The organism is Flavobacterium sp. H122 (assembly GCF_004959765.1).
Lineage (GTDB): Bacteria > Bacteroidota > Bacteroidia > Flavobacteriales > Flavobacteriaceae > Flavobacterium.
Map to the genome: position 1 here is coordinate 183,814 of NZ_SJZD01000003.1, position 13,429 is coordinate 197,242.

Genomic DNA, 13,429 nt, shown 5'->3' on the forward strand with positions numbered 1-13,429 from the left:
AGTAAAATATAAATTGCTCATATTAAAATTCTATTATTGTGTTTTTTTTATAATGATTTTTTGTCCAACCCCAAGTTGTTGAACCATCTGGGTTGGTTCTTTCTAATATTCTCCACGGAGATTGAGGGGGAGTGCCAGGAATTTTATATTCTTTAGCCCCAGTCCAGTCAGGATTTTCTCTTCCCTGATATATGTCATGCGATTGTACTAAACCTTTTTTAATAAGTTCTAAACCTTTTTTTATAAGTTTTCCAGGTCCTTCAGGTTCATTTGAGCCACCAGAACTGTGTTTCCCTTTTTTAGCAAAATAATTTACAAGACCTATTATAGAACCAGCAGTATTAGCGGCACCTTTTCCTGTTACAGCCCCCCCATGAACTATCAGGCCACTTGCTTCAGGAAGTGCTATTAGTGATGCACCTCCCGTTTCTGGAGCTGCTGCTATTGCAACCGTTCCTGTTCCAATTCCTGCACCTGCTTCAAATTTTCCTGCAACCATACTAAATATGTCCCCACCCAATTGTCCAAATCTAAAAGCGCCTTCGGTTTGTGAATCTTGCCAATTTTGAGGGTTTGTTCTTCCTTGTCCTAAGAGTAAATTAGAGCCAAACGCATTACCAAAGCCTACAATAAAAGCTCTAGAATTATTATAGGTATTTACGGCCTTAGCCATTATGAAATCAGTAAACTGATCAAAAGAAATACCTTGATGTGTAATTTGAGACCCTACATTGAATCCAATGCCAGGCTTGTAATAATCTCCACCAGACATAGATGCGGGCATTTTTCCAAAACCAAAATTTTCTTCGGCAACTCCTCCGTCTGAATCAATCATGTTTATAGGGTCATTCCCCATTCCAAGATAAGGCGAAGTATATTGTCCATAAGGGTCAGGGGTTAACCATCGGCCTATACGACCATCCCATAATCGAAGTTGGAAGGCTTCCATTTGGGTTTCTTCATCTAATTCTTGTCCTTGGTAGGCGTAGCGGTAAGCAATAGCAAGGTCTCCATTTAATAGTTTTTCACCAAAAGGATAATAGTTTGAAATATATACGGCTAAAAGTGAGCTGTTTACTTTTTTATGTATGATTGCACGAACACTACCTTGATGGTCTGTGATTTGGTAAAGTGCAGCGTCATCAGCTGGAATGCCTCCTTTAGTATAGGTCCCTAAAGTGCCTAATCCATAAATCATTAAGTCTTTTTGCGTTATAGGAGTGCTTGACGTTTTTTGATAAACAGCCATTACATTTCCTGTAATGTCCAGAGCGTAATAATCTGTTGTAATTCCTGATGCGTTATAAGACTCTTTCTTAATTCTTTGCCCTCGTTCGTTATAGAAAAATTTTACCAGAGTATTTCCTGCTCTTTTTACTTCGGTGGTTAAACCTTGTGCATTGTAAGTATATGTTAGCGTCTCAGCAGCATTAGAAATGAGTTGTCCTACTGCATTATAACCATAATTTCCTGAAGACTGATTGTCGATATCTGTTAATATTCCAGGGTTAACCGAGTCAGCAACATAATTAAGCTGGTTGTTATTATTGTAATTATAAGATAAATTATCTATTACCTGTCCGTTTTTATCAGTGCGTTGTAAGGTTTTGATATTACCATTTTCATCGTAAGTAATATTACCTTCTTTGAATTGATTATTGTTAGTTATGGTTCCGTTGGTTGTATAACTACCATAATTAGCATTTGTCAGCCATCCATTAGGGTTGTAGTTGTACATATAAGCTCCTTGTGTTACTGGGCCTGAAACAGCACCTCCTGTTACACTTTTACGATTACCCCAACGTGCGGCTTTGATGTTGCCATTAAAGTCTTGATTGGCGCCAGCAATAGTTGGTGAAGAAGTAATATTGGTATTGGCTCTTTTGTAATCACCATCATGATAATCTAAAATAATACCAAAAACATCATTGGCATCATGTCCTGGATCATCGGCTTGTAATAAGCTAGGGTGATTGATACTTTTTAACTGACCGTTTAAAGTATATACGTAGTCTAGACCTTGAGTACCTTGAGCGATTTCAGCTCTTTTTAATTCACCTGTTTTATAATAAGTATATGCTGCATGAGTAATATAATTGATGTTGTCTCTTGATGTTTCTACTTTAGTCAATGCATTGTCAATGCTATTGTAAGTATAGCGATGAACAAATATTTCACTTGAATTATTCTTCTGAAAAATTACTTTAACTACATTTCCTTTATAATCGTATTCATAATGTATGGTTTTTGCACCTAATTCTTCATTGTATTGTACAATCCAAGTTACTCGACCGTAGGCATCGTAGTTATACCAAGTAATTGCGTTAATGGAGTTACCTGTTTTATTAAAAGTACATGCAACATTGCCTGCGAGATTTTCTTGTATGTAATCAGTTGGATTGATTGAGGCAGAGGTCAATACATTTGCTAATGATAAGCTAGGCGGAATAACCATAGATGTTTGATTATTATCTATGTAATCGTAAATAATACCTGCTTGTTCAGAATAACTATAACTACTTCCTGATAAAATTGTGTTGTTGTCCAGATTGGTATTTGATGCATCAGACCATATACCAGAAGCATTTTTAGTTATTATACCAGTTTCAATGGGTCTAGCGTTGTCGTCATAATTAGTATAAGCAACTTTTGTATCCGTTTGAATTTGGTTTTGTGAATAACGTATTTGACCATCGTTGCGATAAAGAAAATTGCTGGTTCCCTGATCAGGACTAACCGATTTTTCGATAAGTCCTTGTTTGTTATATGTGTAAGTTGAAATAAAAGCAGTTGATCCAGAAAGCATGTGAGCTGGAGCGTCTTTGATAACAATATTTGTTTGATAACCTTTAGGTTGTATATTCTTAATTAGTTGTCCTATTTTGTTGTATACGTTTAAGGTGTAGTCGTAGTAGTTCACATTATAGGTAACCCCTAATGCTCCAGCATCGTAGGTGATAGTACCGCCAGCAGGGGTTTGAGCGATGTATACTTTAGGATTGGTAGTAGGAATAGTGACGTTTGGAGCTAGTGCCACACGATAGCCTTCACCTGATGGTAGGCTAGACGGTGTAGAGGAGAATTTAATGCCTGTTCTCAAGTTGAATACTTCATAGTTAGATGGGTTTCCAATCAGGGTTCCTGCTGGGGCTCCTGATGGAATATGAATATCCACAAAACCTTGGGTACCTATTAGGGAATACACTGGATAATTAGCTGGGCCACCTGATCTGGCTGCAGCAAGGGTCTTGTTTTCACCATCAGAAAAAGCTACATTTTCCACCCCATTAGCATCAACACTAACCGATTTGAAGAATTTAGTGATAACTTCCTCTTTGCCGTTAGCAATAGGGCCATCGTAATAATTGTAGCCAAAAGCATAGTACATTTCCTGAGCGGCAGGAACGGTGTAGCTATAGCCAGTTTTCCATTGCGGTGTACCGCTACTGTCTACAATTTTATTTCCTCCTACTACATTGATTACGCTACCAGGATTTAAGCTGTTGTCGTAGTTGATTTCAGAATACGGTTGTTCAGCAGTAGCCTGATAGGCTTCGTATGGATTAGTATTATTATTACTGTAGTATTTATCCAGAAACTGCGATTTTAGGTTGGGATTTGAAAGGTATTTGACATTGTCGAAATCCATACAGGTCACTGTTGGAAATGATTCTTTCCATTTGCGTCCAAAATTATCATAAACAGTTTCAGAAGCCCAACTAAGATTATTTTGGTAATCTTTAGAGATAGATACCGTTGGTTTTCCTGAGTCGTCAAAATAGGTTTTAGACTGGCCAATTATTGCTTGTGTTTTGATATCATAAACGAAGACTTCAGCCTGATTGTCGCTATTAGGATATATTGGATTAACAACAGTCATGAATGGATCAAGCGGCATTAAAGGCACCGTTACATTAGGACTTCTAAAAGGCGAAGCGGTTTCCACGGCGAAAACAGTTTGCTGATTGCTGTAATAACTATTTGCTGTAGAACGGTATATGGCTTTTTTAAGATTGTCGTCTATATCATAAATGCGTTTTCCTTCAGAGTCGGTTACATAACCAGCATTAATATTGTTAGGGTCTATTCGTCTTGGAATACCCGCCATAGGGCCATAAAATATTCCTCCATCGTTATTGTCTAAGAAGTTTCCCGCTAATTCATTTCCCTGTTGAGTATTTGTACCATAAACTATAAGTTGATCATTTTGCCTATCGTTGTTGTATTTGATTTGGTCTACAATCTTTCCATTAGGAGCAAAAAGTTTGATGTGATCACTATCATTGTAAAGTACCATTGTATTTTGTAAAATGATATCTGTAGATTGAAAATTAGGGACGGATGCAATCTCAGGAAAAAATCCCATAAAAGTTTCTCTTGTTATTGGAGCACCTTGATCAAGATACTGTCCGGTAGCCCTAATATAGCCACTATAAAAATAAAAACCACCATAAGTTATGATCTTATACCCTCCTGGTTGGATAATAAAATTAGAGTTTAAGTTATTAGGTGATAACGTATACTGTGTGTGATTATCCTGTATTGTCCAGCCGGTTAAATCTATAGGTGTATCGGAAGAATTATAAAGTTCAATATACTCACCATAATGATGTTTACTAGAAGTTATGGTTTCTTGAAACCGTGTATCAAAAAATATTTCTGAGATGACTACTTTGCCATATTTATTTTCACAAACTTGTGAAAATAAAGAGGTACTTATTAAAAGTAAAAATGCTGTTACTATTTGCTTCATATTATTTGCAAATGTTGGTTTGTTTTTTAGTTTCTTTTTTGAACAAATAAATTCTTAGGATCATAGGCAGCTATTTTTTGTACTATTTCCTTAGCCTGACTGTTTTCCCCCAAAGATTTATGTGCTTGATAGGCTAGAATATACAAAGGTTCTTTATGTCTGAAAGATTCTTTTTGTTTATTTTTAGCCAATATATGAATTTGTTGTATTGTTTTATTTTCTGCTTTTATACCTTCTTCTTCATTTAATCCAAAACGTAAAATTTCTTTGACTTTTAGATAATCTCCTTTTGCGAAATATATGGACGCATATCTGTAAATTAATTTATTGACAGTAGCTGGGCTGTTTGTGTTTAATTCATTGAGGATAGTCTGAATTACAGAAGTTGCTTCTTGGTAATTTCCTTGAGCAATATATAGTTTGGCTAGCTTATCAATGACATCAACTGCTGTTTTTTCAGTTAAACTGTAGGTGCTTAAAATTTTATCTGCAATAGAAACTCCATTAGCCAGAGAATCCTGGGTTACCTGTTTTTTGTCATAGGCATCCTGAATGGCATCAACAACTCCCAGATAACTGTAAACCGAAGGATGGGCCTCGGCAAATCGTTGGCGTTCCTTGATTAAATCGAAATACTTATTGTTGTCTTGATAAGCCTTTTTCAAATGACAAATTGCTAAGGAATCCGAAGGATCTAAATCAAAGATTCGTTTAGCCAAGTCAATATTCTTGGTTTTATCTTTTTTGTAACGTTCCCACAGAATTCTTAAATAACGTTTCTTTTGTTTGGTTACATGAAATTCTTGTTGGTTTTTTTCATGAGCCACAAACAGCTCGGGACGTTTTTTTGTATCCAGTTGTTTTATAAGCAATTCTAATTCAGTATCCGACTTAAGTCGTACTTTGCTTTTTAACTGCCTGTATTGGGCTTTGCTTTCCTTATAGTGTTCCTTTTTTTCATTTTTAAGTTGAGCTTTATCCTTTTTTAAAGCAAGTTTGAGTTTAGCTTCTTTCTTTTTAGCTAAGTGCAATTGGCCTTCAACCAAATATTTCTTAGCACCTTCCAACTCAATGGCTTTTTTGTACAATTCCTGAGCGTCATCAAACAATGAGGCGTTTTTCTGGTTCTTTTTAAGGAATGCCTCGGCTTGCTTGGATTGACTTAATTCCAAATGCTGCAGTGATCTTGCTGCTCTATCATAGAACAATCCTTTCTTTTGGTTTTTTAACAGTCCTTGTTTGAATAATTCAGCACTGGCTACAAGATTATTGGTAGCGCCATAAACATTAGACAGGCTGTCGTAAAACTGAATATAATTAGGAGCCAGTTCAATACAGCGCAAATAGGTATCGATGGCCTTTTGGTATTCTTTTTTATAGAAAAACACTTTGGCTTGTTTGGCCAGTTTTTTGGCTTCTTCGAAACCTTCTTTGGTTGTAGGAAGGTTTGAACTAAAAACACGGGTTATGGCCTGCATTTCTGATACAGGTAACAAGGTTGCTATAAAACTAAGCGAGGTTAACCTGATAAAATCTTTCCTGGAAAAGTGACTCATATCTTATTTTATGAATAAAGGAAAGAAAAGGAGAAGGGGTATTTTTATTTAAAAAATCTCCAACAGAACACTGGGTTTGTATTTTCTTAATAGTTTTTCAACTAAATTAGAATCTCCTCCTTATGCTTTCAAAATTACTATATCTTTTTTAATTACAAAATTTATTTTTACTTTTTATTGTAAATACTTGTACTTCTGGATGTTTTTGGTGATTAGTTTAAAACCTCCGGTTAGGTTATTGGTTTGATCATCAAATACTTCTACGTGAGTTTCTTCCAATCTACCTGCTTTGTCGTATTTAAAATGAGTGGCAAGTCCATTGTTACCTACAACATACGATAACTCATCCCATTCATTATACACATATCCCGTGATGCCTGAAGCGATAGGGCGTAGCATCACGTCATCGTAGATTACCTCTGTGGCATCGGTTGATGTTAGCTGTATTTGTGTAGCAGTGGCAGGAATGTCTAAATAATAGGTTTTTAATACCCAGTCACCAGCCTGCTTGATTTCACCAACTTTAATAGTACCACTGAAATTGATTTTAGCTTTTGAAGCATTGTTTTTATGTATCCAAACATTTAGCTTGTATTTACCTGCTTTGTGTGCATTTTTTAAATCAATGGTTACATTGCTAGCATTTGTGGTTGCTGCTGAATAACGTCCCGTATGAACCAAAGAGCTGTTTCTTATGGAAGTGCCATTTAGCTTGATGCTTGGTTCTAACCAGTTATTGCTGTTTAGGGTTTCCATACTCGAGTAGAACAATTCGTTGTATTTAGCATTACCCACAGCTGTAATCTTGGTGTCGTTGTCCCCCATCTTGGTAGCTGCGTGGTGGTGGTTGATGTCTTCGGCTTCCAACAGCATCGAGTAATGGTCGTACTTGGTTACTTCTGAAATTTGTTTCCATTGCGAAGGTTGTGAACCAACTCCCACGGTCCAATTGAAATCATCGTCATTAGTACTATTGAAATTCTGGAAGATACCCTGGTCATCTTTTAGCCCGTTCCAAACATAGGTTTTGTGCTTGCGCCATACTTTTTCTCTGTCTGTTGTTGATGTTGTTATATTACCCTCAATATCCTGATATTCCCAGATGTTGTTCCAAGTGGTGATACCCACACCGGTTTCTTTCCAGGTGCCATTGTCCATGATGTACGAATATTCCGCAGTGGTTTGGGACAGCATGTTTTTATAGGTAGGATCATCTATTTTAGATCCCATTTTAGCATATTGAGATTTTATATAGGCAGGAATAATACGTGTCTTGAATTTCTTGCCGTCGCTAGTCTCGGTTGTGGTTTCTAATACTTGACCGGTTAGGAAATCAAATTTGTCATAGTTTATTTTGTAGTTGTAAGAACTGTTTTGTGTTTCAATCGATTCTATTATACTTGGATATTTTATCGATTGTAAAGATACCGAGTTGTACTTACTGCCTGTATTGTATGTAGAGTATTTTGTTGAAAAAGCTTCTTCTGTAACTCCAATTTGCCCGTCAGTATCTAAATTAGTTTTAAATTTAAACTTTTTAAATCCTAAAGTTTGATTTTTATAATTGTAACTGTAAATTGAAATCAATTGTCCCAATGAATTTAATTTGTCCTTTAATATATATTTTTTTAGATACAAATCCGATATTTGTCTACAATTACAGCTGGTAGAAATAACATCAAAATGGATATTTTCATCTTGAGTTTTTTGAATTGATAATTTGTCACCCAAGTTAAATTCCATCGAATTGTCTTTTTGACTATCAAACAAAGTATTGAAGTTGTACTGAGTGCCAGTTAGCATATTGTTGTTAGTGTCATAAGTCTCCACTGTTACTGTTTTGTACAATACATTAGCGCTCGGTAAAAGTTGTGCATAAGGAAGTACCACAGGATAGTTGTATGGGACATAAGATGTAGATCCTGAAGATACATACGAGACATTGTTTGAATTTTTATCAGTACCTGCAACATTATAGAAAAATTTTTGTGTATTTTTAACACTATTCTGCTCGGCTACATTTATTTCTTTAACACGTAATCCTCCTCCTTTTGATTTTTTAGGTGTAGAAGATGAAGCTAGTCGATAGTGGAAATTAATATCATCATTGTCGTATGCATCTCTCCAGTCCCAGCAATTTTTATATCCAGCATCTCTCATGATTACACCGTCTTTTGAGCCATTTGATATATGTCTGACTGATGTTAATGCAAATGTTCTGTTAAGTATCCAGTACCTGTCATTGTTATAGAAGGACCAGTATGAGGAATTATCCAGTACTTTTAATTTTGCTTGATTTTCATCAACGCTTACTACATCGCATACGATACCATTAGGTTTGAATTTAACTTCTCTTCGACTGCCTCCATAATCGCTTCGTCGACATATGAACATTTCAAGCGAAGCCTTCTCGCCAACTGCAAAGTAATCTTTGAAATTGGTGAATTCTTCTATAGTGTCATCACCAGTTTCAGTATTTCTAGCGATAGTGATTTCCAGCTCTGACGAAGTGTTTTTTATAAGTGAAAATTTTAACCCTGAACTAAATACTCTGGAAGAAATCGAGGCTACCTGGCTGTAATCATCTTGTTCGTAATTAATTTTTAATTGTTTTCCAATTGGGGTGGTTATTTCACTCAACGACCAAGCATTTGGAAGAGTTTTGTTGTACCCCCATCCATCTTCATTTTGATTGTTAAAAGGAGTTGATGGTGAGTCGTATTTAAATTTATAATTAGGTATTGTTTTGTTACCTTCTTTACCCAATAATTCAATGGCTTGTAAGGTTAATGTTCCTTTGTTTGTGGCATCAGATGTTTTTGTGTATGGTTTTAGGCTGTAATTTGGGTCATATTCAAAATTGATTGTCTTAATAGCTTTTGTTTTAATGTCGATATTGTTTATATCATTTATGTCTAAAATGTTTTGGCTGGAATGAATCTCAAATTTTTTTATAGGATTGTCTTTTTTGGTATATATACCATCAATGCCATGATAAGTATAATCATCTTCATAACTTGCTTGCGTAATTTTAAAACATCGAGTGGTATGTGCAATATAAGCTTCTTTATCGGTTACTAAATCTGCCCCTGTTTTTTTGTCAATAACCAAATCATTATTTTTTACTAAAATAATCTTGTCTAATTTTAATGAATAATGTTTAGGGATATCTTTGTATTTATAATTTTTTTTGTATCCGGCATAGTCAAAATATTTTTTAGTTCCATTAGTTTCTGGAATATTGTAGTTCTTTGGGAAAATTATAAAATATGCGTTGTTTGCTACCGGATCATTTTTAAATGATTCATAATAATTAGATGAAATTTCCAATCCATTAACCAGTTTGTCATAGCTGGCAATACTGCCAATTTTAGCTTTATATTCCTGTATAGGTTTTGCTGTGGCATCTTTTCTTAGGCTTTTGACAAAATATGCGGTATGGGTTCTAGTTTTTATTGCATCTAGATAATAAATCTGTTTTCGTCCTTTGTAGTATTCATATCTGTCAGAGTTTTTTATGTCTCCTTTTATGAAATTATCTTCTGCAGAATTTGTTTGCCATATATAACCGTCAGACCATTTTCCGTATTCAAATTCAATCCAATAGCCATAATCATCTTTGTCGAGAATGTTGTTTCCATTTGTGTCAACATAATCTGAACCTGTTATTGCTGTAAGTAACCAATCGGTAGTGTAAGGGATTCCGTTTTCATTTTCAAAAAAATTGTCATATTCATTACTTCCTGCCTTATAGTTTTTATACCAGCTTTCAAAATTTATGACAGGCAATGAGTAATGATAGGTTTTACCATCAGCTTGTGTGATTCTATAACCTCCAATAGAGTTTTTCAAATAAACTTCTTGATCTGCTCGTGATAAACCTTTGGCTTCGATAAAATTTAGATTGGAACCGTTATTTATTATTTGCTCATTAGTGAAAGTTTCTACCTGTACCCCTTTTCTGTTGTGGTAGCCATTTTTTAAAGGCTCTCCATTAGGGGTTATAGTTTGGCTGTATGTAGAAGTAGGATTTGTTTTTGCAGCTCTGTAAGCAGAAAATGCAATTTCTCCATTATAATTTTTTGGATTTAATATACTTTCTTGTGTTAAATCTCTAACAACATTTGTCCTGTTGTTTCTGGAAAAACCAGAAGCATAACTATTATAGTCCATGAAAATCTTTGTGTTCAATTTCATGTCATTATCCAAAGGATCGTTATTTAATCCTTTACCCAGAAAATAGAATTCATCAAATTGTGATTGATGATGATTATAAGTTAACCTTATTTCGTTAGGGATGTGTGAGTTGATGTTTCCGTTTAATGCTTGTGCATTAACAATATAATTGTCTTTTGAAGGTGATAAAAAAGTTTCAAAATTAGTTACACTTTTGGATTGTTCTAGTAAATTTAATACAGATGAATTATCTTTGTAGATTGAGTTTAAGTTTGTGTCTGTCTCTAGTGAAACGCCACTTTGAAATTCTGTGCCAGTTAAAAAATCAAACATTTCAGGGTATAAGATTCCAGTGTATTTTTTTATGTTTTCTTTAAATAAGCTGTAGCTGATATGCTTGTGCCCATAGTATAAATTTATTCCATAATTTAAACTAAAAGATTCATCTTTGACATAGATATTGTAGTCATTTTTTGAAATACTGCCAGAGTTAAAAGATAATCCTGCTCCCTGACTGGTAATTCCTGTGCCGCTACTTTGAAAATTGTTATTCCCCCAAAAATCATTTACTACATTTTCTACTGTATTAGTATAGCCAAGACTGAATCCCGTTCCTGCACTACCAGCTGTTATTGAGGCAGCGGCAGGTCCGTAACCAAATGTAACGCTACCGCCTAAAGTTTTATTGCTCCCCCAGTAAGCGCCTAGACCTGCAGTTATACCTGCATAGTTAGCCCCGATGCCTACGTTGTAAAAATCGAGTTCTTTCCCTTTGTCATAAACAAATGAATATTCCTCACCTTGCGAAATATCATCAGCATATCCATTTACAAATCTGTTAATTGCTCCAGGATTTAATGACCAGCCTAATCCTGTCCAAGAAGCTTCTTGATCCATAGCGATACCAGCTTTATAAGAAAGTGCTAATGGATATCCTCCTTCTGGAGAAGGGATGTTTAGTAACGGGAGGCTATAGGACATATCACCAGTTAATAAATTAACCATGTCTGTTGCATTGGCTGGTTCGAACCCTGCAGCTTCTAATGCACTAGGTCCGTTGTTAGACGCAAACAGACTTTGTGGAACTAATGTGGGAAAGAAAATCAATAAAAAGAACGTAGCAATGGCTCTTTGGAATCTTGAATTTGGCTTCATTTTATATTAAAATCGTAATTGTGGTTCGTTTTGTAATTTGTTTGTTTCGACTTTGAATTTTATCTCTCCAGTGTCAAAACCTAGGTCTTCAATGGTGAAATTCAAATAATCATTGTTTAAATATTTTTTGTCTCGGGGATAGACTATCATTATTGTGGTAGCATCGGTCATCCCATACATACGCGGGTAAATGAAATCGGCCATAGTTAAGGTGTCTTTCTCGGGAGTGTACAGGTGTACTTTTTGATCCATTTCAAAAGCCAGCTGGTTCACCATTTGACCAAAACGCTGTTTGTCTCTGGCTAATCCGTTAAGTAGCTCTTGGTCGTTCTTAGACATGGATAAGTTGAAATACAGGTATTTTCCGTATTGTTTTCGCAGGTCTTCAATTTGTTTTGGCGTGTGTTTTTCAGGTAGTTCCTGTTGGACCAACAAATCCGTTGGGCGGTATTGCAGGGTGTAATCTACTCCGTTTACTGTTTTTTTGTATTGGTAACCGTTGTCTTCGTCAGTGATATAAACAGTCATTTCTTCCTGCGTATCAAAGCTTTTTGAACAGGAAGAAATGATAGTAATAAGTAGCAGAAGTATGAAACTATTTCTTTTTGTCATACTCTGCGTTTAGTCCTTTTAAAATGTCTTCTGTTAAATCGGCAACTTCAGCTGCATACATGATATTTCCACCTCCGGAAGCGCCAAAGATGATTTTGTAACCATGGTTTTTACCATATTCTTTAACGTAATCATTGATGTCGTTGATTACGGTTTGGGTAATTTTTTTATCTTCTTCCTGAATTTGTTTTTGAATGGCTTCCTGATATCCGTTGATTTGCTGTTGTTTGTTGGCTAACAATTCTTGTTTTAATTTTAACTCGTTAGCTGATAAGGAAGCTCTTTCTTTTTCGTAGTTTTTCAATTCGTTTTGCCATTTTCCAACCAATGAATCAATATTACCTTTCATGGCTGTGGCTTTTTTATCAAACTCGGCTTTAGCAGTTTTGGTTCTGCTGTACCCTTGAATTAATTTGTTTACATCGACATATACCAATTCTGAACTGTTATAACTTTTGAATAATCCAAAAATACTGATTAAAAAAGCTAACAATCCCAATATCCATGGTGTATTTTTATTCCCCAAAATCCCCTTCAAAAACTCTAATTTATTCATTATCTTCAATTTTGGCGCGAAAATAACTGTTAAAAAAGTCTTTACCAAATTCTTTTAACAAGAGTTGTTAACAAAAAACACATTGAAAAAAATTATATTTGCACGCAAATAAATTGAAAATGAAAAAAAATCATAAAATAGCTTCTTTCAACCTTCAGGAAATGCTAATTGTATTAGCGATTATTGGGATATTACTTTTAATTGCTTTACCTAATTTAATGCCTTTAATAACAAAAGCCAAAAGTGTGGAAGCACAAACGCAATTGAAAGCCATATTTAATGCAGAACAACAATATTTTTTCATGAATTCAAAATACTCGAACGCATTATCTGAAATTGACTATGAATTACCTAAAACAGTTAAAGATGGTGGTAGTGCTAATTACACTTATGAAATTATCAATTCTTCTGCCAATGAATTTAAAGCAAAGGCGACTGCAGTAACAGATTTTAACGGTAATGGCATTTTTAATATTTGGGAAATAGACCAAAATGGTAATCCTAAACAAATCACAGCCGATTAATGTTCTTTGTTAAGATAAGTCTAATTATAACATTATTGAGTATTTTGCATCAAGATTATAAAGATCGTGAGGTATATTGGTTTTTATATCCTTTTGC

6 protein-coding genes are annotated in these 13,429 nt (G+C 34.9%); 1 reads left to right on the forward strand and 5 read right to left on the reverse strand.

Annotated features, from left to right (window positions below):
* Positions 1 to 22 precede the first annotated feature (22 nt).
* The 5 genes from EZM65_RS06220 to EZM65_RS06240 form a co-directional block, all read right to left on the reverse strand.
* A complete protein-coding gene (locus tag EZM65_RS06220) occupies positions 23 to 4,753 on the reverse strand; it encodes a lamin tail domain-containing protein (RefSeq protein WP_136667693.1) in 4,731 nt (1,576 codons plus the stop codon).
* A 26-nt stretch (positions 4,754 to 4,779) separates the two neighbouring features.
* The gene (locus EZM65_RS06225; protein ID WP_136667694.1) at positions 4,780 to 6,309 is read right to left on the reverse strand and encodes a hypothetical protein; all 1,530 of its coding nucleotides are present in this window, start codon (positions 6,307 to 6,309) and stop codon (positions 4,780 to 4,782) included.
* 174 nt (positions 6,310 to 6,483) lie between these two features.
* The gene (locus EZM65_RS06230; protein ID WP_136667695.1) at positions 6,484 to 11,640 is read right to left on the reverse strand and encodes a hypothetical protein; all 5,157 of its coding nucleotides are present in this window, start codon (positions 11,638 to 11,640) and stop codon (positions 6,484 to 6,486) included.
* A 6-nt stretch (positions 11,641 to 11,646) separates the two neighbouring features.
* Positions 11,647 to 12,252, reverse strand: a complete 606-nt coding sequence (locus tag EZM65_RS06235; protein WP_136667696.1) for a hypothetical protein — start codon at positions 12,250 to 12,252, stop codon at positions 11,647 to 11,649.
* Positions 12,236 to 12,808 carry an OmpH family outer membrane protein gene (locus EZM65_RS06240; RefSeq protein WP_136667697.1) on the reverse strand — a complete coding sequence of 191 codons (573 nt, stop codon included), beginning with the start codon at positions 12,806 to 12,808 and terminating at the stop codon, positions 12,236 to 12,238. Before EZM65_RS06240 ends, EZM65_RS06235 begins: the two co-directional genes overlap by 17 nt.
* Before the next feature lie 119 nt (positions 12,809 to 12,927).
* On the opposite strand from EZM65_RS06240, the gene EZM65_RS06245 reads away from it, so the two are divergent.
* Positions 12,928 to 13,332, forward strand: coding sequence for a type IV pilin protein (locus EZM65_RS06245; RefSeq protein WP_136667698.1), 405 nt, complete (start codon positions 12,928 to 12,930; stop codon positions 13,330 to 13,332).
* Positions 13,333 to 13,429 lie beyond the last annotated feature (97 nt).

Bases quoted from the DNA above. Each gene is read 5' to 3' on its own strand.
- EZM65_RS06220 (WP_136667693.1), bottom strand. From the start codon at position 4,753: ATGAAGCAAATAGTAACAGCATTTTTACTTTTAATAAGTACCTCTTTA.
- EZM65_RS06225 (WP_136667694.1), bottom strand. From the start codon at position 6,309: ATGAGTCACTTTTCCAGGAAAGATTTTATCAGGTTAACCTCGCTTAGT.
- EZM65_RS06230 (WP_136667695.1), bottom strand. From the start codon at position 11,640: ATGAAGCCAAATTCAAGATTCCAAAGAGCCATTGCTACGTTCTTTTTA.
- EZM65_RS06235 (WP_136667696.1), bottom strand. From the start codon at position 12,252: ATGACAAAAAGAAATAGTTTCATACTTCTGCTACTTATTACTATCATT.
- EZM65_RS06240 (WP_136667697.1), bottom strand. From the start codon at position 12,808: ATGAATAAATTAGAGTTTTTGAAGGGGATTTTGGGGAATAAAAATACA.
- EZM65_RS06245 (WP_136667698.1), top strand. From the start codon at position 12,928: ATGAAAAAAAATCATAAAATAGCTTCTTTCAACCTTCAGGAAATGCTA.